The organism is Capnocytophaga bilenii (assembly GCF_017565765.1).
Lineage (GTDB): Bacteria > Bacteroidota > Bacteroidia > Flavobacteriales > Flavobacteriaceae > Capnocytophaga > Capnocytophaga bilenii.
Genome location: NZ_JAGDYP010000005.1, coordinates 85,205 through 107,326, shown reverse-complemented (window position 1 = coordinate 107,326; position 22,122 = coordinate 85,205). Strand labels below are relative to the sequence as shown.

Genomic DNA, 22,122 nt, shown 5'->3' with positions numbered 1-22,122 from the left:
GTAACGGCAAAAAAAATAATCAATAATTATTTGACAATTAAACATTATTTTGTACTTTTGCAATCTATACACTAAAACAAGTAAAATTAGAACAATGAATAAGTCAGTTTACATTATCCCCGTAAATGCCCACAGTGGTAAATCGGTAGTGAGCTTAGGTGTATTGCAAATGATAATGCGCAATACATCAAAGGTAGGCTACTTTAAGCCTATTATTGAAAGCAAGTCTGAAAAAGATATGCTTATAGAAACAGTGTTGGAGCACTTTAAGCTCAATATGAGTTATGAAGAGACTTATGCTTATACACGTAAAGAGGTAATAGCCCTTAAGAACCAAGGAAATATTGGTGAAGTGTATGATACCATCATCAAAAAGTACAAAGCTTTAGAAGAAAAGTTTGACTTTGTATTGGTAGATAGTCCTGGTATTGTAGGTGATAGCAATTTTGATACTGACTTTAACGCTTCGGTAGCACAGAGCTTGAATATTCCTGTGCTGGTAGTGCTAAAGGACAATTTTGCTTCGGAAGACGAGCTACTAAACCAAGTGCAGGTACAATTAAATTCGATTTTAGAAAAAGATGTGCAAGTGCTTAGTGTGTTTATCAACAAGGCTAAAAATGCGACAGAGGCTACCCAAAGCAAATTGGAACAGAAATTTAAAGATATTACATTTACTGTAATTCCGCGCAAAGAGGAGCTTTCACGCCCTACGATTCGCGAAGTAGCCAAAGCTTTAAATGCTGAGTTTTTGTACAAAGGCGATAACATAGATGTTATTACCAAACGTACGCTTATAGGAGCAATGCAATTGCCTAACTATTTTGCAAACCTTACTGAAGATACTTTGGCGGTAATCCCTTCCGACCGTACTGACCTGATTACGGGCTCATTAGTAGCTAACTACTCCAACTATTCAAACATCAAAGGAATTGTGCTATACGGAAACTTTGAGCTTGACAAATCTATTCACAAGATATTGGAGGGTATTCAAAAAAATATCCCGATAATGATAGCCAAGAGCAATACTTTTGAAACGGCAAACCTTATAGGGGCTATCAATCCTCGTATTTACCCAGAGAACACAGAAAAGATAAAACTACTACTTCAGTTGTTTGACGAAACTGTAGATGCTGAAAAACTAAACAAGAGCATTTCTTCATTTAAATCGGAAACCATAACACCGCGAATGTTCCAATACAATATGGTACAGAAAGCACGCCAAGGGCAAAAACACATTGTATTGCCAGAGGGTACCGATGACCGTATTCTTACTGCTGCTTCACAACTTGCCGAAGATGAATTGGTATACCTTACTATCTTGGGCGACCCCGAAGCGATAAAAACACGTGCTACCAATATATTGGGCTTGAAATGGAACGAAAAACGTATCAGTATTGTAAATCCTGCTAATAGCCCTAAATATGAGGCGTATGCTGAGAAACTATACGAGCTTCGCAAGAGCAAAGGTTTAGAGCTTTCGCAAGCTAAAGATTTGATGCTTGATGCTTCGTACTTTGGTACGATGATGGTATTTGTAGGTGATGCCGATGGTATGGTATCGGGTGCGGTAAATACAACAGCACATACTATTCGTCCGTCATTACAGTTTGTAAAGACCAAGCCAGGGGTAAGCACTGTGTCGTCAGTATTCTTTATGTTGTTGCACGACCGCGTATTGGTGTACGGTGACTGTGCGGTAGTACCAAACCCAACTGCGGAACAATTGGCTGATATAGCTATCAGCTCTGCCGATTCGGCAATTGCTTTTGGCATAGAACCTAAGGTAGCACTCCTCTCCTACTCTTCTGGTAACTCAGGCAGTGGTGCTGATGTGGATAAAGTGCGTGAAGCTACCGCTTTAGTAAAACAACGTCGTCCAGAACTATTGGTGGAAGGACCTATACAATACGATGCGGCAGTAGATCCTAAAGTGGGTAAACAAAAGATGCCTAATTCGCCAGTAGCAGGACAAGCTAATGTACTTATTTTCCCTGACCTTAATACGGGTAATAATACTTATAAGGCAGTACAACGCGAAACAGGAGGTTTGGCAATAGGGCCTATGCTTCAAGGCTTGAAAAAGCCTGTAAACGACTTGAGCAGGGGGGCACTTATTCCTGATATTTACAATACGGTGCTTATTACAGCCATACAGTCGGAATTTTAATGAGCTTATAAATCAGAAATTATAAAAGAAAATGGAAATATTAATTATTAATTCGGGGAGTTCGTCTCTAAAATATCAGCTTATAGATTCTAAAACAGGAGAATCAAAAGCCAAAGGGATTGTAGACCGTATAGGTATTGAAGGTAGCTTGATAAAATATGTTGCGGTAAAAGACGGTAAAGAAGTAGAAAGGAAGAAAGAAGTGCCTATTCCTACTCACGAGGTGGGTATGAACTTGGTAACTGAATTCCTCACCGACCCTGAAGTGGGAGTTATTCATAATCCTGAAGAAATAAAAGGGGTAGGACACCGCGTGGTGCACGGGGGTGAAAAATTGGTGCAGCCTACTGTAATAGATGATGCTGTTGTGGAAGAAATCACACGTATTATCCCACTATCGCCTTTGCACAATCCAGGACACTTAGAAGGTATTCGCGTGGCGCGTAAGCTTTTTAATAAGGCTACTCACGTGGCTGTGTTTGACACTGCATTCCACCAAACGATGCCTCCTAAAGCTTTCCGCTATGCAATTCCTAATGAATACTACGAAAAGTATGGTATTCGTTCGTATGGTTTCCACGGTACAAGCCATAAGTTTGTAGATGCTGAAGCGCGTAAATACCTCAATAATCCGCATATTAAGAACATTACAATTCACTTAGGTAATGGGGCGAGTATGGCTGCTGTGAACCAAAACGGAGAGTGTATAGATACCTCAATGGGCTTAACGCCGCTTGATGGTCTTATTATGGGTACGCGTTGCGGACAGATAGATGCCTCTGTAGCGTTCTTTTTGGGACAAGAATTGGGATTGAGCTTTGAGGAGGTGAAAACTATCTTTAACAAGAAGAGTGGTATGCTGGGGCTTACAGGCTATTCGGACGCTCGTGATGTGGCAGCTAAATACCACGCAGGCGATGCAAACGCTCAGCTTTGTTACGAGATGTACGGTTATCGTATCCAAAAATTTATAGGAGCTTATACAGCTGCTTTAAACGGGTTGGATTCGATTGTATTTACAGCAGGTTTGGGCGAAAACGATGCTCTTACACGCTCATTTGCTTGTAGGAATATGGATTTCTTTGGTATCAAACTTGATGAGAAGAAGAATGAAGAACTAAATCACCCTAAAGCACCTGTAGAAATACAAGCTGCTGATAGCCGAGTGAAAATATTGATAATACCTACCAACGAGGAATTACAAATTGTAAATGAAATTGTAGGATTGGTAAAATAAATAACAAAACAGCAGAGATAGCGATGTCTCTGCTGTTTTTTCTTATAAAACTATCATATTTGATAAAGATTTTTTTAAAACATAGCTGTTAATTAAAAAATAATGACTACCTTTGCAGCCGTATAGTCGTAACGTTGTGTCTATATAACATATAACAATTTTTATAACTTTTAATTATTGAGGTTATTACAATGAATATGAACGATTACATCATATTTTTAAGTTATTTTCACTCTGCTCACACACGTGCACAACAGATTCGTTGCAAGGCAAAAAGCCTTTCACCTCTTCGTATTTGAAAAATCAGCATTAGGAAGTAATAGCATTTTGGGCAATGGTGATGACTGTTGCTCACACTTCGCAAAAACATTTACTATTATTTTAATTACGCTGAACAAATGAAAAATAAATATATCGACTTAATTGACCAAACCTACTATTTTCCTCAAGATGAATTTACCTTGGAGGGTGATGAACTTCGCTTTCACAATATTGACTTAATGGAGCTGGTACGCCAATACGGAGCGCCGCTTAAGTTTATGTATTTGCCGAGAATTTCGGAGAATATACAGAGGGCTAAAAAATGGTTTGAAAAGGCTATTAAAAAGCATAAATACAAAGGGGCGTACAATTACTGCTATTGTACGAAGAGTTCGCACTTTAAACACGTAATGGTGGAAGCACTGAAGAATGATATTCATATGGAAACGTCTTCGGCTTTTGATATTAACATTATTAATAACCTCATCAATGAGGGGCTTATCACTAAAGAAAAGCATATTTTATGCAATGGCTTTAAACGCGATGCTTATATAGATGGTATCGCTGACCTTATCAATCGTGGATATGAGAATTGTATTCCTATCATTGATAACTACGAGGAAATTAACCTTTTTGAGGAGAAAATAAAGGGGACTTATAGTATTGGTATTCGCATTGCTTCGGAAGAAGATCCTCGCTCAGAGTTTTATACTAGTAGGCTAGGGATTGGCTATAAGAATATAGTGCCTTTTTACAATCGTGAGATAAAAGATAACGCAAAAGTGCGGCTGAAAATGTTGCATTTCTTTATCAATACAGGGATTAAAGATAATGCGTACTATTGGAATGAGCTTTTGAAGTGTTTGCGCGTGTATATTCAGCTGAAAAAGGTGGCTCCTGAGCTGGATAGCCTTAATATAGGAGGTGGTTTTCCTATAAAGACTTCGCTGGCTTTTGAGTACGATTACGCTTATATGGTAGATGAAATTATCCGCCAGATAAAAATTACTTGTGAGCAAGAGAAAGTGCCTGTACCGAATATTTTTACTGAATTTGGAAGTTTTACGGTGGGTGAAGCTGGGGGTGCTATTTATGAAATTATGTACCAAAAGCAACAAAATGACCGTGAAAAATGGGATATGATAAATTCATCATTTATCACTACTTTGCCTGATACTTGGGCTATCAATAAGCGTTTTGTATTGTTGCCTATTAATCGTTGGAATGATGAATATGAGCGAGTGCTTTTGGGCGGACTTACGTGTGATGGTGATGATTACTATAATAGTGAGCAGAATATGAATGCTATCTACTTACCTAAGTATAACAAAAACAAGCCTTTATACATTGGTTTTTTTAATACGGGGGCTTACCAAGACAGTATTGGAGGGGTAGGTGGTTTGCAACACTGCCTTATTCCACAACCTAAAATTGTATTGATAGACAAAGATGAGAAAGGAAATATAGTATCTCGGCTTTTTATGGAACAACAAAAAGCTGAGGATATGCTGAAGATATTAGGATACTAAAACAATTGTTAATTGTCAATGATTTGTAAAAAGACTGTTCAGAGGAGTTTTGTTGGACAAGTGAGACTTTTTTGAACGGTCTTTTTATTACTAAAAGTAAGAATGATGAGAATATTCTTTTTCTTTTTGTTTGTAGGAGTATTATGGGGGCAGGAAAATGATATGAAGTACTACCAATACAATCTGTGGTTGCGTCCGTCTATCAATATGGATTATCTGAGATTGGAAGTAATAGAAGCACCTGAAAATGAAAGTTTAAAAAATAAGAAGTTATTGCCTAATTACCCTGTAAACTTAGGGTTTAGTATGGGGATTTACAATACGTTTGTAACGGTGGGATATTCTAAAAGTATCGTGCCACTACGAGATACTGATAAATATGGTAAGAGTAAGTTTTTTGACTTTCAGGTGCATTCATTTTTTAAAGAACGATTTCTATTTGACCTTTATTATCAGGATTATAAAGGATTTTATTATACAGATAAGGCAAATATAAGGCTACTGAACGATACTAAAATACACCAAATAGGCAGTGAACTATTATACTTTAGGAACTTGAAGGAAATAGCTTTGGAACAATTATTAAACCACGGAAAAACACAGTTTGGGACGGCTTTTGGGTGGTATATAGGTGGAGGACTTTACTATCACAAAATTGATATTCCTGCACTTTCGTATGTTAATAGCAATGAGGTATTTAGACATATACAAGCTGGCGTGAGTGTGGGGGTAACAGGTAATATTAACCTTACGGATAACTTTACTGCTTTTACCCTGATGGGAATAGGAGGTTATTTTGGAGGTGAGATGAAGCCACTTTCTAAAATGAAACTAAATGGTTATAACAATTTCAGACTATTGCTATCGGGGGTGTATACTAAAAAAGATTGGACTTTTATTTTTACGGTGCAAGAGAATAACAAACAGCTTTATTATAGAAAGAATGAACAAATAGACATCAATAGTAGTAATATTGAAATTAGCTGTATAAGGCAGTTTCGTTTTCAAACAAAATACCGAAATAGAGTAATGGAACTTTTAGGAATGTGATTATTTGGCTTCCCTAATAGCTTCTTTAACCACTTGGTCGTATAAGATATTTTTATTGGAGTAATTCTCTTTGTAATTCTTGAGTTCTTCTAATACTTTTTTTCGGTCTTCTTCAGTAAAATTTCTTCGGTTTAGCTTCCATTTTCTATATTGTGCTACAGCTTTGTGATAAGCTAGCTCATAAGCAGGAATATACTCATTGCTGCTATACAAATCTACCAATCGCAGCACTTCGTCAAATTTTAGGAAGGTAGTAAAGGCTTTTTTTATATCTCTCAGTTGGGAGTCGGCAGCTTCTTGGTTTTTTGTAGCTACAAAATCGGTAGCAGTAAGGGGGTATTGGGCTAATTTGTTTTTCAGTTCTTTTACTTTTTCTACATTGTTGCTATTAGGATTAGCTATATAGTTATCTATATTTTGGCGTAATACTTCAAGACGCTGAAAGTCAAAGTTAGCCACATCATCACTATACATTTTGCTTATAACGGCGTATTCTGATTCTATCCATATATACAACATTTTATTGTCTTGGCGCAACTCAGGAGTATTGAGCAAACTTAATACTTTTTGATAGTTTTTATTTTTATAGGCTTTAATAGCTTCAAATATAGTGTCATTGGATTGTGCCCATACGCTTGCCGAAAAGAGTATGCTTAAAAAAAGATATATGATTTTCATTATTATAAATAGTTATAATTGTTCCAACTATCATAATGATAGCGTAATTTTTCTTCCATTTCTTCTTTTATTGATTTTATGCTTTCAAAATGCTCAAATTTAGGATTGATTTTTAGTTTGCTCATAAGCTTATCGTACTCTTCTTTTGAAAACTGTGCTATTGGAGTATGGATAAAGTTGTCTATTTGTTTGGGTAGTATACTCGTATAGAAAACGTACCATTGCCAATCTTTCTTTACTTCATTCACACTTGGGTCATTGGTTTTGATGGTAGCCCAATGGCTGATGTATTTCTTAACCTCATTTTTATCTATAGGTTCTTTTTGTAGTATTTGAGCAACTATAAAAGCCGATCTTTGGCTATAATTATCCTTCAGGGTTTCCAAATAAGTATCTTTTAAATCTTTAGTGATATCACCTTGGTTGTAATACCCTGTAATTTCAATAAGTAAATTGTTATAATCTTGAGGGGTAACTTGTATGCTATCCAGATTACTTATGGCAGTTTCTATAGTTTCTTGTACCGAAGAAGCTTCGGCAGTACTTTTACTAATGGGGGAAGATGAGCTTTTTTCGGAAAACCAAGTATAGAGAGCCACACAGCCTATAGCTACTAAGGCTGTAAGCATAAAATAGAGCGTTCGTTTATTCATTTTGTATGGTTATTTTTTATTGTTTTTAGGGTCTTTAGGGGTACTTTTTTTATTGTCTTGCGGCTTGTTATCATTAGGCTTTTTAGCAGGAGCAGCAGCAGGTTGTTGTTTAGCTTTAGGAGCTTGTGCAGTAGCTTTTGGGGCTATTTGTACAGGAATAGCTTTCTTTGTCTTTTCTACTTTGGCAATACTGTCTTTTTGCTGTTTTATTTGCTTTTTTTGAGCTGCCAACTCTTCGTTTGCCTTTGCAATCAAATTATCTTTTTCTTTGATGATTTCTTCTCTACTGCTGATGATTTTCTGAGTTTCAGTATCTACATAGTAATAACCAGCAGCAAAGCCTATAGCTAAACAACCTATAACTACTGCAAGTGTGATATATAAACTTTTCTTATTCATTTTTCTTATTATTTTGTGGTTTTTGAATTTGTATTGGTAGTTTTTGTGGCTACATTGGTAGTTTTTGTAGTGGTATTATTTGATTTTATGGTATTTGTTGTTGTACTTGTAACTGTTTTTGTTGCAGTATTGTTAGGTAGTATTTGAAAGCTATTGAGTTCTTTCTTTACTTGCTCATATTTAGCTTCTTTTTCTTGTATTTTTTGCTCTATAGCACTTATATCTTCTTCAGATGTATTGCTGCGGTAAAAATATCCTATAATACCCCCTACAAGCAACGACAATAGAGCATAAAGCAATATATCAATAACAGGACTTTTCTTGTTATCATTGATGGTTTGCCCTCTGTTAGGCAGATGTATTGACAGCGTTTTTATATCGCTGTTTACAGTTGTTTTTTTCCCTGCCTGTCCCACGATAGTATATTCTATTTTATCGGTCGTAAGGGCGTATATTTCAAACTTTTTACCTGTAGGAATAGGGAGTTCTTCACCATTTACCCATAATTTAGCCAAAGCGTTTTCACTATTCTCTACTATGAGTTTGCGGGTAGAAAGTTTAGCTGTTATAGGTAATGGTATTTCTTTGCCATTTTTCAATGTATAGTACAAAGTATCAGTAGCAAGAGCATACAATTCAAAATACGGTTGAGGTTTAACGGCTGTGTTATTAATTTTTAGAGATGTGATACACTTATCAGCATCATCAATAATTATAGCAGTAGTTTTTAGCTCATTAGTACCTGTTAGTTCTCGCTTTTCTTGTTGTCCTTTCAGTTGAAAGTATAGTTTTGCCCCTTGTAATGACAAAAGTTGCTTAGCAAATACAGGAATAGCGGTATTTTCAAGCCAAAGTTTGTCTAAGGCTTTCTTTTCATCGTTTATTTGCCACTTTACTACGCTTAGAGGGTCTATAGAGTGCAAGTGAAACTCTGCCAAGAGCTTGCTATCAATATTAGTAGTAAAAAGATAAAGTTTTTCCACAAACTCATTGCGTTCATCGGCAAAGAGTGCTTCTAAATTTTCAGCAGTAGCTATAGCGTAGTAAGTACCTTTCCTGATACTTTCTATATCGAAGGTATAACGTTCCTTTTCTATGATAGCTTTTTCATTGATTTGGGTAAGCAGGTCGGTATATTCTTGTGAGGGGGTATTGTTTTGTATAAAAAGCTCATATCGCTGAGCAATAGTGAGCAGGCAATCCTTTACATTAGTGAGTTTATGTGCCGAAGAGATAAATAGCCGTACAGCATAGAACCCAGCGCGTTTTTCACGGTCTAAAGCACGCTTTATAAATGAATAACACGTCCATTTTTCATTTTTAGCAAATGAGAATACAGGGTTCTCGGTAATTTGCATTACTACGCTACGCTCATCGGTTAAAAATAGCTTGTTGTCTAATTGAGCTATAGCAGGGTTGCTGGTATATTCGGTATTAAGTCCCGCAAAGGTGCGTTGTATTAATAAATGTACTTTCATAGTGTTATGATTAAAAACGTCTTAAAAATTTACCTAAAAATCCGCCCTCATCTACGATAAAGCTATCCGATAGTATTTGAGCAATGATATTTTTAGAGTATTCGGGGTGGTATTCTCTCAAAATCTTATCATATACCACCTCTCCTATTGAAAAAGGAAATACCTTTATCTTAAACTTGTTATTTCCGCTCTCTTTAGCGTTGATACAGTTGTTTAATAAGTTTCTAAACTCTTCTTTTACGAACTCATCGGCTATGGTAAGGTCTGATTGTTGTGTGCCTATACGTTCTTTCTTAATAAGGTCAAACTTATTCACTACCAAATACACCGCATCGGTCTTTTCCAATATACGGTGTTTTCTGAACATATTCAGGATACTGATATAAATATCACTTTGGTTGTAATCATTGTGATAATCAGCATCAAGTCGCTTCATATGGTCTAAGGCATCAAGTACAAAGATAAGTATTTTTCGGTTGTTGTTCTTAATGTGATTTACAAAATCTTTTACCTCATCATTCTCCAAACCATTTTCAAATATCTTGGCATAGTTTTCACCGGGCACTTCCACTATATTCAGTGGGTGTGTCTTGTTTTTTTCGTCTTTTAGTGAGGTAGCAATATAGTTATATGAACCTGATACCGTACCTTTTGCCAAAATACCTTTTTCTAAGTCCGATGTAATTTGAGCATCGTATTTTTCGCCTTCAGTGTTATAAGAGTCGGGGATACTGATACCCGCTTTTTTAGCGTAGAACAACAAGCCCGATAACATTACCGATTTTCCAGAGGCAGGAATACCTACAAAAAATACATCGGTACGCCCTTTATCCATTGGGGGCAACTCATCTACTGTAAAAGCCTTTATAGGTCGTTGTTTTTGCCAATGTTTGAATGAGTTAATCAGCTTTTTATCTACTCCTGCAGCCTCTAAATCGTCATAGCTATAAAGGTTGCGGTTTAGACAGTCGCGTATGTCTTCAATCCCTACTTCCTCATTTATCACTTTCTGGATTTCAGTAGTTTTATTAGCAGGAGGAGGGGTGATAATAGTAGTAGCTGTGGTAGGAGGTGGTGGGATAACGGTTGTGTTTTGGAAAATAGAGTTCAACGAGGTATCAAATATAGAGCTCCCCGATGAACTTCCAAAAGGATCAAAACTATTAGTAGTGTTTGTTGCAAAAGGCGATGCCGGAGCTGATGTTGTTGTTGCTTGGGGTTCATTTTCAGCAGTCAACCCTTCACGCTGGCGTTTGCGCCTTTCTAGCTCCTTTACCTTAGCAATCTCTAAATTGTATTGTTTAAATTCTTCAATTGTAATGTCATTATTTATGACAAACTCATCAAGCTTATCTATTGAGAAAAAAACTTCATTACAACTGTTTAAAATTTGTCTCTTCCTTACCTTATCCATTGTGTATTCTATTTATATTTCTGATTAATATTCGGTAGCCCCACCTATGCTTGAAGGGGTAGATTCATTGTCGTATCTTCTTACTTTATAAGTAATAAAAGGTATTAGAATAACCAAGTGTATCACAACCACTATAAGTATAGGCAAAAACCAATTGGGAGGATATACCTTATTCAGCTCACTAAAGCTATTCAAAGGCAACTGATGACTATCCATTTGGAAAAGTACCATATCTTGATGCATAGGGAGTTCCTCTAATTTTTCATTCAGTAGCTTGTAACTATCTGTTACAAAATCATTAGTAGTGTTATAGTTTTTGGCAACTCCCAAGAAATTCCAATTCTGGAAGTCCTGTCTGCGCCTTTCAGCTTCAGCCTCTACCTCCTTCAGTATTTTTGTATTCTCACTTACCTTATTGCGTATAGGGCTTAGGTTAGATTCTACAATTGAAGATAGGTTAGCCAATGTAGCTATAGCCAATGTTTGGTTATCTATAACGTATTTCCCTATTTGTAAAGAATCCTGAGTATTTCCTTTGTATTTTTTGCCACTCTTCCGGTTTTTTACATACGCCCTTAGCTTATTAGTAAGTGCACTCTTGTAGTTTTGTAAGTCCTTAGAAGCTTCCTCTTCGTAAATAGTTGATATGCCTATTACTTTGTTGATTTTCTCATTTACTTCTGCTTGCACCTTAGGCTTTACGTTATTTTCTATATTTAGAAAATGAACCAATAGTACAAGACTGAATAATGACAACCCTATAAAAGGTAAAAACCAAAGTGTAGCTGCACTTTTATAATTTTTGCTCGCCATAGCTTGCTTTTTGTTCTTCAGTACCTGCATAATAGCATAATAAATCACTAATACTAAGACAGTAATAGCTAAACTTATAGGCATTTTACCGTCTGTTAAGTAAAGTAATGCAAAAAAATTAGCTGTAGATAAGAAAAATATAAATATTAGTGATATGATATCTACAAATGTAAAGTTATCTTGTTTAAACTCGGTCATAATGTTAGAATGTTTTGTTATATAGTATTGTTAATTGATTTTGTTGTACTGTATTTCTTTTCAGTTCTTCAATAATTTGTGTACTAGTATATTGCGGATATTTACTTTTTAAAGCCGCGATAAAAGCACTTACTATAGGGGCTGAAAAGCTCGTGCCTTGTAGTATTTCAGTCTGTTGATTAGGGCTTGCTACCTTTACGTTTTCTCCTTGGGCATAAATAGTTGTTAGTGTACCATAGTTAGAAAAATCTGATTTTTGGTCGTATTCATTCACTGCGCCCACTTTTATTGTATTTTCGGCACGTGCCATTGGGTCAAAGCCTGTGAGTATGCCGTCATTTCCTGCGGCTAACACAATAATTGTCTTATTGTTTTCGGCATACGAAAATAGCTCTTTCCAAAAACTTTCTTCATCTTTAGCTCCATTTTTTATATAATCCTTTTGATAAGTTTCAGGAATAACAGCTGCGGCGTCCAATTTAGCTCCTAATGATAGGTTCACCACATCGGCTTGCTGCTTAATAGCGTAAAGCACCCCTTTTATAATGTAAGTAGAACTCATATAACCATTGGCATCCGATACTTTTATAGGAATTAGCTGTGCCGTAGGTACTATGCCCTCTATATCGTTAAACCTGTTCCCTACAATTATAGAGGCTACTGCGGTGCCGTGATTGATAGCCGAGGGGTGCACATCACTACTATTGTCGGTTGCGTTATAAGGGTTTATCCATTTGCCTTTCAGTGAAGGGTGTTGCAAGTCAAAACCGTTATCTACAACAGCTACTTTTATATTATTAGCAGTTATTTTTTGTAGCGGATAGAGATTTTCTCTATTCATATAGCGGTTGGTGGTCTGCATATCAAAAAGTGCTTCGTCCCATACCAAAAGCGAGTAATTAGGCAGTTTCTGCTTTACTTCTTGTTTAAAGCCCTCGCGGTCTATCTCATTAGCTACTTTCAGTTGTATATAGTTAATAGTACTATCCACATAGTTTATTTTATATTGAATTGTATCAAATTTTTGTATAAAATCCTGTAAGAAGTGTTTGGTTTGGTAGGTAGTGTCTTTAATAGCCACATTCAGCAAGTCGGCAACTATTTGCCGCTTGCCGATAGTGTCTATAATAATCTTATCACGATCTATAGGCTTTATAGTGTAATAGTTATTGGGCAATGAAGGTAAGGCAGTTGTGGGCAACGATGCAGCATATCCTCCCTGTCCCATACGCTCTTTTAGTACAAATATCCAAAAGAGTATACTTATTACTAAAGCTATAAACAAAAAAAGATAATAATGAAATGGATATTTATGTTTCATAACTCAAAAAGATTATTCAGGGCAATTCACACGATAAGTCCACGCAGTACCGTCTTCGGGGGCTTTCATTTCTACAATACATTCTTGGGGTTTTCCTTGTTCGGCTTTATAAGCAAATTCTACAGTACCATAACCACTCACAAGGTCTGAAGTAGTAGCTACTACTTTGCCATCGTAATATACCGTAAGCTGGTCGGGTACATCATACATATCATACTGCACCACTACTCTACCCGATTGGCTACCCAATAAATGTGGGGTACGTGTAAGCCCCTGTCCTCCCGAATTTACTTCGGTATCACAATTCACAGTAGCTCCTTGTGCAGGTGGCATTGTAGGGGGTTCGTTATCCATAGGTGGTGATGGGGTAGTAGTTACAGGGGGCTGGTAATAGTTATTATTGCATTTTGGCTTCCATAATATCGCATAAATGAGTAATCCCAGCAATAGGAAGAACAACAAGTAGTATAACCACCAATAACGATAAAAGAATTTATTTTCCATAACTAAAAGATGAGTGATTTATAAAAGAAAACAATACAGATAAGCACTAATAGCACAATTAACAACCACCAATAAGTAGCTGCAAACTCCTTTAGAAACTCCAAAAAACCTCTTTTTTTCTCAGGCACTACAGCTTCGGGCTCAAAAGCTATTACAGGTTCAGGCTCTGGTAGTGGTTCGGGTTCGGGCTCTGGTTCAGGCTCTAATTTAGGGCTTGGTTCAGGTGCTACTTCAGGCTCTGGTAGTGCTTCAGGTTCTGGTTCGGGCTCCAATAGTGGCTCGCTTTCCTCTTGTATTGTAGGGCGTTGTATCTTGTCGTTGTTAAACTGCCACCCCCATACGATGCATATATCTTTCCCATTGCTGAAAAGCTTATTGTCTTCCTGACTGAAAACCTTTTGTAGCAACCCTGCCCAGTTCTTGTTATTAGGGTCATTGCTCTGTAATAATTGCCCTATATGCTGTTCCAATTCGTCTCTAAAAGCAAAATATTGCCTTTGAGCTTGTATATCTACCGTTTCCTGCAATCCCTGATAGGGCGAAAACCAATTTACTACATAGTTTTGTAAAATAGGCTTTGCTAGTATATTTCGGTATTTATTAGAAATCCGTGTCCTTATAAAATTATTCACCAATTCATAGGTATTGAAAAGGTGCTTATTGTCGTGTGATATAGGCACGAAGGTATCAGTCGTAAGGGTATAAAACTTGTTCATATCAAGATTTTTGAATTGGATATTCAGTATATTTTTCTATAAGTGCTTTCAATGCGCTGTTTTCAGCCTCATCATAACTCACAAAACCACTATTGATAAGCAATGAAATACGCAATAGCTCTAACCATCTACCATATTTTTCAAAAGCTATGGTATTTACATCCATTTTGCTATTGTCAAATAAACTTGCTATAGTAGCTTCATCAGTCATCGGTTCTTTGCCAAAGTATTGCAAAGTCTTATCTTTGTACATCTCTTTTATTTCACGTGCCTCTTCACTACTTACAAATTGCATATCAAAATTGTAAATAATATCATTTAGCAATAAAGCAAAAGTCTCTGCCATAAACACCTCTTCACCTTGTATCCCCTTAATCTCCGATACCATATTGTCAAATACCTTTACTAATTTTTCTACTACATTTCGCTTTTTGATGATAGTCTGGTAGTGCGACAATATCTCATCTATATGGCTTTTGCTAATGTTATACTGTGTGAAATCATCATAGCTATTTTGGCTTACTCTTTCATACCAATTATCCAGCAATAGCTGTGTGTAATACTCCGTTTTAGACTTTGTTTTAGTAGGCGTAAACAAGTCGCTTAGCTTTACATTGCCCAAAGCCATTTCCACCTCTTCCTTGCTGTTTAGCCACATATTTCGTTTTAGTATATCTACAGCTTCTTCCTCCGTAGTAGCTTGTTTTAGCTCAGGAAACTGATTGTATAACAAGGAAGCTTCACTTAGGCTCTCATTGGTTTGTTCTTCCACATCTATGATGAGGTGTTCATTTAGCAAATTGTACAAATCTATGGGGCTCACACTTAGTTGCTCTATAAACTTGATAAACAACGAATAATCACTATTGATAGCCCTATTAAACTGCATTTGAAACTGATTTACCAACTGCATATTCTTTGCCCTCATTAGCGTTATATCATCAGTATGCACGTATTTTACAAGCGTATTTTTTAAGCTCTCTATCGTTTGGTTCAGTATAGCTATATAATGGTTTATCTTTATTAGGTTGTTAGATACCTTGGCAAGATTTTCTACTATTAAGCCAGAACCATCTGCGTTCACTTTCGCTGCCGCATCCCACGAGCGTTCAGGGCTCTCAAAGTGTTTTTGTACAAAATCAAACTCTATGAATGATTTTCTCAAAGCATTCATAAAATCCACCCGCTCAGCACGCAAATTAGTTTCCTCTTTGTTTGTCTCAAAACCATCAAAGGTATGCTTAGAGTAGTTAAAATCACGTAGTAAGTACATATTCTTAAAATAAGGCGACTGGTTGCTCCAGTGGGTATGCCAATTGCGTGATTTAGTTACAATCTCCCCTTCAAAGATAGCATTAAAACGAGCTATCCATTTGTGATTTAAGTTAGTATAGTCCTGCAAATAGTTATTGTCGGCACCGTCTTTGTAATACAATTGTTCATTGAAAAAAGTATAAATAACAAATAGCGGAGGCACAGGAGCATTTGCCAATGCCAATGTTCGTTTTTCTTGTGTATCGCCTATATTTTTTGCAATCCAGTTGAATAATAAGTAGGATAGTTCGTTTATTTCCAACTGCTTGTCGTTATTACAGAACAATAGGTTATTAATACTGTAATCATCAGAATATTTGTTGAATAAATACGATACCTTTCCTCGTATGAGCATCTGTTTTTGGTTGTCTTCATTGGCAATACCATCTTCTTCAATTGCCAAGCGAGTACGAGCTCCTGGGAAGTCTAATAAATCCGAGTTTTCCAAGAAAGGTTTCGTTTGTATCAGCGCTTCAGGAATTGAAAAAATGAGCTCCATTATCAATACCGATAAGTAGTTAAGGTCTATACTCACTTCCTTGCCTGTATTGGTTTTTACAATAGTATCTTTGTGCACCTTATCAAGCAGTTTGATGCGCTCTACATCAAGAATAGCTCCTTCATCGCGCAATACCGTATTAAACTGCAAATAAGCCTCTGTAGCGTAATCCAAGCAATGCAGTTTTTCTATAATACTATTAAATATACGAGTTAGATGCTCGTTTTTGTTCCATAACACCTCAAAAATAGCACTCCATTGGGTATAGTCAAATTGAGCTATTAGCTTACTGATACGCTGAAAAAAGCGCGTTTCTACAAGTCCCTCAAAGAGTATAGTATGCTTTGAAAGATGATTGTCAAAGTAATCTTTAATTTCTAATATATCAAACTCTGTAAGCACTTCTTGTTTAGGACTCCCCTCTTGCAATTCATATCGCTTGATATGTGCTTCCAAATCGCGCTTAGAGATAAACGAAGTAATTTTCTTAAGGTCTAAAAAGAAAGCATCTAATATCACTATTAGTATGTCTTTAGCACTAAGCAGTCTTACTTTTAGTGGAAAATTAGGGTATTTTACCTCTTGTTGCACTGTAAAACGCGTTACCAAGCCTGTACTTTCCTTACCACCAGCAGGATTAATGCGTTGCAAAAAATCATAGGCTTCATTACCGTTTTGTATCTCAAAAGCTCGTTTTTCAGTGCTTAATAAGTTCTTTATAAGGTATGATTTCCCCACCTGGCTTGCCCCAAACAATGCCATTACGGGCTTAGAATCTATATTTTGTAGTATTTTGTGAAAAGTATTGCTGGCATACTTTAGTTGCAGTAATACCTCATTGCGTTCTTCATATTTCAAATTCTTTTCTACCCACTGCACACTCTGCCTTACCAACGTTTCTTTTTCGCCGATAAACTTCTTTATAAGGGCTATATCTTCTTGTGAATAATTGGTTCTCATAACTATTTTACATTTAAGATAAACTCACACTTATCCAACCAATAACCTTTCTCATCTTCAAGGGTTTGATAGTGCATACTAAAGTATTTGTTTAATTTCTCATTCCCTTCAGCATCTTCCACACTCTCTATTATTATCACCTCTTTGCTCTCGTCATAATCCCGTTCTATTTGCATTTTTAGCGGTAAATTTTGCCTTATAGCATTCTTCTCCACCTCTATCTGTCGCTGTATATAATCTTCCGTTTGTGAAGGATATTTGCGGCGTACTTGTGCGGCTACTTCCTCTTCATTGATGCGGATACTGTACAAATCGGCATAAGGGTAGTTTTTAGATAAAAACTTAGAATACCCAAAATGAAAAGGCAAAGTACTTACTTCCAATTCATTGGCGTTCTTTTTCGGCGATAATATTACCTCTTTCTCACTGTTGTTAGTACGTACAATATAATCAGCTGTAGAAATCAGCTTTTGTGTAATCTCTTTGGTTTCTATTTTTAGATCTCTTATTTTAAACAGCTTGCCAGCCATTAATGCTACGATAGCCCCTACACTCACCACCGTTTTAGGGTCGTTTATAAAACCATTGCCATCAGCAAAAGGATACCAACGCCCTATCCAATAGGTATTTAAGTTGATTAGGCAGCTTGGCGATATGGTAAGGTATTTCCTAAAGAGTGCTTCAAAACTCTTTAATGAAGCTGGCTTGCCCGAAAGTACTACAAAATCACATTGGTATTGATTGAAAACGACACATATTTGCCTTATAAGTGTATCAAATACCGAACTTACTATCGTATTTACCCTATCTGCACTTATTTTCCATTGCAAATCAAGCAAACTAAAACCAAAATGACGCTCAAAATACTTTAATAACTCAGTATTTTGAAATTTTCTACCTATAATCTCTTCAAAAGTTTTAGTTTCTATAGGTGTATCTGTATTATTAGCATTCTTTAAGTAAGCTAATGCTATAGGGATTGCCACTTGTTGTACAAAAGCTTGTCGTATTACCCTGCCTTTGTAACTGATGTTGTTAGCATCTTCCCCAAAAAAATTATTGAGCAATTCCGACATATTGTTTATACCCTGCCCTATTCCGTGGTTTTGTATCACCCCAGTACAGCCCGCATCGGCTTCCGTTTTCACTTCGCCCTCAATAATAATCTTTTGTATTAAATCCTTTAGCAAATCATCACCTGCAAATTTAAAGCTATCCCAAAACAGAGGCGTAGGCGTTAGCAAGTCACTGTCTTTACCATTTTCTTTTAGTTGATATTGGTTGATAAGTATATCAGTAGTACCTGCGCCAATATCCACCGATGCTATTTTTAGCGTATTTTTCCCTTTAAATAGATAGTTGTCTATCACATAGTTATTGCCTTTCAGTTTCTTTACTATCAGGCTGTATAAGAAAACAAATTGGCTACAACTCGCCTCGTCATAACTCCAATCCACACGATCTTCCAATTGCGATAACGTTTTCTTAATATCGTTGGTAGAAGGAATAATTTCTGGCTTTTCAAACCAATATTCCCTATAATCTTCGTCAAAATAATAGTTGGCGTAATTTTTTAGCAATTCGCAAGCCTCCTCAGCAGCTTGGCGCAATGCCACCTGTTCAGCTTGTATCATTGCCGTAGGGCACGATATAGTAATACGTTTTAATGAGCGCGGACGCATCATTTGTCCGTGTTCTTCTCTAAATTCAAATGAGTTTATCTGTGCATAGGCGTGTACCAATATCTCTAAAAACACAAATTTCATTAGTGATTTACGTGAGAATAATGGTTTAGACATAAACATATCATTTGCCCTTACCAGCTCTCCGTCTGTTTTTAGCTGATTGGTAATCCCATTCAGATATACCTTTTTGATGTTTTTATAATCTTTAGGGTTAAATTCCCATTCCCTTTCCGAAGGGCTATCGTCCCACAAATAGCGTTTAGGGCTCGAATTATGCGTTTTTAATTCGTATCCTAAGCTTAAATCGGTTACGGTGGCATTTATTAGATGTTCCGCCTCCCAGCCTATTCGTACCAAGCTGGGTACAGTAAACTTTTTATTATCAGATGTATCGTTAATGTCCCCAAATTTAGATTCCGAAAAAATAATATTCATAGGGAAAGGCTCGTCATACTGTTTGTCGGGCTCTGTATAATCTTGAATAATAAGCTTTTTTACACTTTCAAAATCAAAAGTGTTGTCGTCTTTATTCTCAAAAAGCAACGCACAAGTAGCCGAGTTACCCACATCTATTACCAAATCTACCTCTTTCTTCTTTGTCCTATCAGTAAATAGTTGTATTTCAGGCATATTCATTAGGCTGCCCAACCATTTCACAAAGAGCAGGTATTTAGCAATATATTGTTTGTAAGGCTTTTCGTAACGAAGGTCTTCATTTTTGCCGTAATATACATCCGATAGATAGTCGTTTATCCAAGCCGAAGCAAATTGAGGGTCGCAGAGTACATTAGCTATATTCAGTGTAGATTGTTCCAATTTAAACACGTTTTCCTCAATGTTTAAACTCAGTTGCGGACCTGTTTTATCGTATTCATTCTGTGCTAATAAAGTGTCTACAGCAATAATTACTTTAGCATTTGTAAGTTCATCATCACAATCTATAAACACCCGTACCCAATCAGTGGGGTAAAGCACATCTTTATTGATAGAATTATCTTTAAAATAAGGTAGTGGTATCCATTTACGTTGGAAAGCTTTTAAGGCTTTTAATAAATTGCCCTCCTCTTCAGCTACCAATACAGGCTGAAGATTTGATAAGTCCATATCTTCTTTTATTCGCCCATTTACAAAGTAGTCTCCTTCATAAAGTTGCTGCCACCTATAAAAAACAGTATCCCCTTGTTTAGTATACTTAAACAAAGGGTCAAGCACAAACTCATTTGTATTGTTATCAAAAGGCTCGTGGTAATAAATTTTATTTTCTGGCTTCTTCCCGAAATCCTTGTCTATCTCAGTTTTAAACTTTATATATTGTATGCCCGAATTGGCTATCAAAGAAATCCTTTTCATTGTGCATTAGTTATAGTCTTGTTTATATTATTAGTTTTGCATATTTTGGCCATTGTTGTCGGTAAGTATTGGCAGCTCCAGAAGGTACGTAAATAGCCTGAAGTGCTTGCTCATTGTAAGCAAAATCACCCTCCAATACCGGCGGAACACTTCCCTCAAAAGTAAGCGTTGCAGGACAATCTTGGCCAAATAAGTTTTCACCTACAAATGCTACTTTACTCGGGAAAAATATTGTTTGTAAGCTGCTGCAACCATCAAAAGCGTATTTCTGAATAGTAGTCAGCCCTTCAGGAAGTGTAATTTGCACAATATTATCACAATCGTAAAACACATCCTTGCCTATTGTAGTAACGCTTTTAAGCACAGGATCATTGTTCATCTTTATCATTTTAGATTGGTTATCAAACCATTTCATTAGCGTTTTTCCATCACTACTCAGTATGTAATAGTTAGCAGGAATAGCCTTAGCGGTAGTTGTAGTTGCAGGAGGTGGTGCATCTTCATCTTTCACATATTGTGATTGTTGTTCAGGATTGGTAGTATAATTTGTACTTTTTGTAGTTTTTTCAGTGGTTGTTTCATCGGGAGTAGTTTCTATCGTTGTAGCTTCTATAGTAGTGTTGAAAGTTTCAAATAAGTTTGCTCTACTTTTAGGGTCTTTGCCGTATTTGTTATCCCCTCTAGTGCCGTCAATAAGCGTAAGTATAAAAGGATTAAAGATAGGAATAATAGTTACCCAGCCTGTTATACCTATATCGTGGGCACGGCGCACCGATTGTATCATAAAGAATACAAAAACAGCAACAGTCCATATTCCTTGCAAGAATACAAAAACAGCAGCAGTCGTCCCTATTCCTTGCTGAAATAATCCAACAAAATCTGTAATAAAAAAATCTAAGATATAATTACCTATTTGATAACAAATATAAGTCAATACCCAGCACAACAAATAATGAGACCTCCTTAAACGACCTTTAGTAGAAAATAAATTCATAATTTAACATCAAGATTATCTATTAAACTTTTTTAAGTACTCACAAGCACGTGTATTATAATTCTTACACGACTTTTCTATCCAAAAAATAGCCTTAGCTTGTGATCTATCGGTACCTTTACCTTGTTCGTAGCACAATCCCAAGAGCATTTGCGCTTCTTTGTCTCCTTGCTGTGCCGCACGCTCATACCACCCTATCGCCTTTTCGTACGATTGGTCTACGCCTTTCCCTTGAAAATAACAATTACCCAAGTCGCGTTGGGCATCAATGTCTCCTTGCTGTGCGGCAAGTTCAAACCAAGCAACCGCTTCCTCGTCAGACTGTCCTACGCCTTGTCCCTTCAAGAAAGCATAGCCCAACAAGCTTTGCGCTTCACCATAATTTTGCTCAGCAGCTTTTTGCCACCATTCCACCGCTACTACATCCGATTGCGCTACGCCTTGCCCCTTGTAATAGCAAATCCCTATTTTCGTCTGTCCTTCAGCATATCCTTGGTTAGCAGCCCGTTCAAACCATTCAGCAGCTTTTTTGTATGATTGAGGTACCCCTTGCCCTTTGTAAATCAGTAGTCCTAATTTAGTTTGAGCTTTAGCGTGCCCTTTGTTAGCAGCACTTTCGTACCACATAGCCGCTTTTTGATATGATTGAGCTACCCCCGTCCCCTTCTCATAGCACAGTGCTAAATAAGCTTGAGCTTCGATATCCCCTTTGCTTGCCTTTGCTATAAGTGTTTTTATATCAGCATTTTGCGTATAACTTCTGATACATAACAAAAAGCAAAATAGCAATGTAATTTTTTTCATAGTATTGTTTTCTAATTAGTATTATTAATGAGATAGTAGCATTAAAAACAATATAATATGTTGCTATAAAAGTCTTATAATCTATTTTAATGCGG

The 22,122-nt window shown here is 36.6% G+C and carries 17 protein-coding genes; 4 read left to right on the top strand and 13 right to left on the bottom strand.

What is annotated here, in order from left to right:
* The first annotated feature begins 94 nt into the window (after positions 1–94).
* The 4 genes from pta (at position 95) to J4N46_RS07690 (ending at position 6,247) form a co-directional block, all read left to right on the top strand.
* Positions 95–2,170, top strand: coding sequence for a phosphate acetyltransferase (pta, locus tag J4N46_RS07705; protein ID WP_208058829.1), 2,076 nt, complete (start codon positions 95–97; stop codon positions 2,168–2,170).
* 31 nt (positions 2,171–2,201) lie between these two features.
* The gene (locus J4N46_RS07700; RefSeq protein WP_208058828.1) at positions 2,202–3,407 is read left to right on the top strand and encodes an acetate/propionate family kinase; all 1,206 of its coding nucleotides are present in this window, start codon (positions 2,202–2,204) and stop codon (positions 3,405–3,407) included.
* Between the two features lie 398 nt (positions 3,408–3,805).
* Complete coding sequence (locus J4N46_RS07695) at positions 3,806–5,197, top strand: type III PLP-dependent enzyme domain-containing protein (RefSeq protein ID WP_208058827.1); 1,392 nt, start codon at positions 3,806–3,808, stop codon at positions 5,195–5,197.
* A 102-nt stretch (positions 5,198–5,299) separates the two neighbouring features.
* Positions 5,300–6,247, top strand: coding sequence for a DUF4421 family protein (locus J4N46_RS07690; RefSeq protein ID WP_208058826.1), 948 nt, complete (start codon positions 5,300–5,302; stop codon positions 6,245–6,247).
* On the opposite strand, the gene J4N46_RS07685 is transcribed toward J4N46_RS07690, so the two are convergent.
* From J4N46_RS07685 to J4N46_RS07625, 13 genes are read right to left on the bottom strand one after another with little or no spacing between them, the layout of a single operon-like run.
* Positions 6,248–6,925 (bottom strand): hypothetical protein, encoded by a 678-nt coding sequence (locus J4N46_RS07685; RefSeq protein WP_208058825.1) that lies wholly within the window; start codon positions 6,923–6,925, stop codon positions 6,248–6,250.
* A 2-nt stretch (positions 6,926–6,927) separates the two neighbouring features.
* Positions 6,928–7,578: a hypothetical protein gene (locus tag J4N46_RS07680; protein WP_208058824.1), complete on the bottom strand. Its 651-nt coding sequence runs from the start codon at positions 7,576–7,578 to the stop codon at positions 6,928–6,930.
* A gap of 9 nt (positions 7,579–7,587) precedes the next feature.
* Positions 7,588–7,977: a hypothetical protein gene (locus J4N46_RS07675; RefSeq protein WP_208058823.1), complete on the bottom strand. Its 390-nt coding sequence runs from the start codon at positions 7,975–7,977 to the stop codon at positions 7,588–7,590.
* Between the two features lie 8 nt (positions 7,978–7,985).
* Positions 7,986–9,455: a hypothetical protein gene (locus J4N46_RS07670; RefSeq protein WP_208058822.1), complete on the bottom strand. Its 1,470-nt coding sequence runs from the start codon at positions 9,453–9,455 to the stop codon at positions 7,986–7,988.
* A 10-nt stretch (positions 9,456–9,465) separates the two neighbouring features.
* Positions 9,466–10,869 (bottom strand): hypothetical protein, encoded by a 1,404-nt coding sequence (locus J4N46_RS07665; protein WP_208058821.1) that lies wholly within the window; start codon positions 10,867–10,869, stop codon positions 9,466–9,468.
* 24 nt (positions 10,870–10,893) lie between these two features.
* The gene (locus tag J4N46_RS07660; RefSeq protein ID WP_208058820.1) at positions 10,894–11,880 is read right to left on the bottom strand and encodes a hypothetical protein; all 987 of its coding nucleotides are present in this window, start codon (positions 11,878–11,880) and stop codon (positions 10,894–10,896) included.
* A gap of 4 nt (positions 11,881–11,884) precedes the next feature.
* Positions 11,885–13,201, bottom strand: a complete 1,317-nt coding sequence (locus tag J4N46_RS07655) for a S8 family peptidase (RefSeq protein ID WP_009414577.1) — start codon at positions 13,199–13,201, stop codon at positions 11,885–11,887.
* 12 nt (positions 13,202–13,213) lie between these two features.
* Positions 13,214–13,705 carry a hypothetical protein gene (locus J4N46_RS07650; protein ID WP_208058819.1) on the bottom strand — a complete coding sequence of 164 codons (492 nt, stop codon included), beginning with the start codon at positions 13,703–13,705 and terminating at the stop codon, positions 13,214–13,216.
* Between the two features lie 2 nt (positions 13,706–13,707).
* On the bottom strand, positions 13,708–14,421 hold the full coding sequence (locus J4N46_RS07645) for a hypothetical protein (RefSeq protein WP_208058818.1): 714 nt from the start codon (positions 14,419–14,421) through the stop codon (positions 13,708–13,710).
* A gap of 1 nt (position 14,422) precedes the next feature.
* Positions 14,423–17,194, bottom strand: a complete 2,772-nt coding sequence (locus tag J4N46_RS07640; protein WP_208058817.1) for a virulence factor SrfC family protein — start codon at positions 17,192–17,194, stop codon at positions 14,423–14,425.
* Positions 17,195–17,196: 2 nt separating this feature from the next.
* Complete coding sequence (locus J4N46_RS07635) at positions 17,197–20,229, bottom strand: virulence factor SrfB (protein ID WP_208058816.1); 3,033 nt, start codon at positions 20,227–20,229, stop codon at positions 17,197–17,199.
* A gap of 22 nt (positions 20,230–20,251) precedes the next feature.
* A complete protein-coding gene (locus tag J4N46_RS07630) occupies positions 20,252–21,223 on the bottom strand; it encodes a DUF805 domain-containing protein (RefSeq protein ID WP_208058815.1) in 972 nt (323 codons plus the stop codon).
* 15 nt (positions 21,224–21,238) lie between these two features.
* On the bottom strand, positions 21,239–22,027 hold the full coding sequence (locus tag J4N46_RS07625) for a tetratricopeptide repeat protein (protein ID WP_208058814.1): 789 nt from the start codon (positions 22,025–22,027) through the stop codon (positions 21,239–21,241).
* Positions 22,028–22,122 lie beyond the last annotated feature (95 nt).

Coding starts and splice junctions, on each gene's coding strand:
- J4N46_RS07655 (WP_009414577.1), bottom strand. CDS start 13,201: ATGAAACATAAATATCCATTTCATTATTATCTTTTTTTGTTTATAGCT.
- J4N46_RS07650 (WP_208058819.1), bottom strand. CDS start 13,705: ATGGAAAATAAATTCTTTTATCGTTATTGGTGGTTATACTACTTGTTG.
- J4N46_RS07700 (WP_208058828.1), top strand. CDS start 2,202: ATGGAAATATTAATTATTAATTCGGGGAGTTCGTCTCTAAAATATCAG.
- J4N46_RS07660 (WP_208058820.1), bottom strand. CDS start 11,880: ATGACCGAGTTTAAACAAGATAACTTTACATTTGTAGATATCATATCA.
- J4N46_RS07625 (WP_208058814.1), bottom strand. CDS start 22,027: ATGAAAAAAATTACATTGCTATTTTGCTTTTTGTTATGTATCAGAAGT.
- J4N46_RS07645 (WP_208058818.1), bottom strand. CDS start 14,421: ATGAACAAGTTTTATACCCTTACGACTGATACCTTCGTGCCTATATCA.
- J4N46_RS07635 (WP_208058816.1), bottom strand. CDS start 20,229: ATGAAAAGGATTTCTTTGATAGCCAATTCGGGCATACAATATATAAAG.
- J4N46_RS07690 (WP_208058826.1), top strand. CDS start 5,300: ATGATGAGAATATTCTTTTTCTTTTTGTTTGTAGGAGTATTATGGGGG.
- J4N46_RS07630 (WP_208058815.1), bottom strand. CDS start 21,223: ATGAATTTATTTTCTACTAAAGGTCGTTTAAGGAGGTCTCATTATTTG.
- pta (WP_208058829.1), top strand. CDS start 95: ATGAATAAGTCAGTTTACATTATCCCCGTAAATGCCCACAGTGGTAAA.
- J4N46_RS07680 (WP_208058824.1), bottom strand. CDS start 7,578: ATGAATAAACGAACGCTCTATTTTATGCTTACAGCCTTAGTAGCTATA.
- J4N46_RS07685 (WP_208058825.1), bottom strand. CDS start 6,925: ATGAAAATCATATATCTTTTTTTAAGCATACTCTTTTCGGCAAGCGTA.
- J4N46_RS07675 (WP_208058823.1), bottom strand. CDS start 7,977: ATGAATAAGAAAAGTTTATATATCACACTTGCAGTAGTTATAGGTTGT.
- J4N46_RS07640 (WP_208058817.1), bottom strand. CDS start 17,194: ATGAGAACCAATTATTCACAAGAAGATATAGCCCTTATAAAGAAGTTT.
- J4N46_RS07670 (WP_208058822.1), bottom strand. CDS start 9,455: ATGAAAGTACATTTATTAATACAACGCACCTTTGCGGGACTTAATACC.
- J4N46_RS07665 (WP_208058821.1), bottom strand. CDS start 10,869: ATGGATAAGGTAAGGAAGAGACAAATTTTAAACAGTTGTAATGAAGTT.
- J4N46_RS07695 (WP_208058827.1), top strand. CDS start 3,806: ATGAAAAATAAATATATCGACTTAATTGACCAAACCTACTATTTTCCT.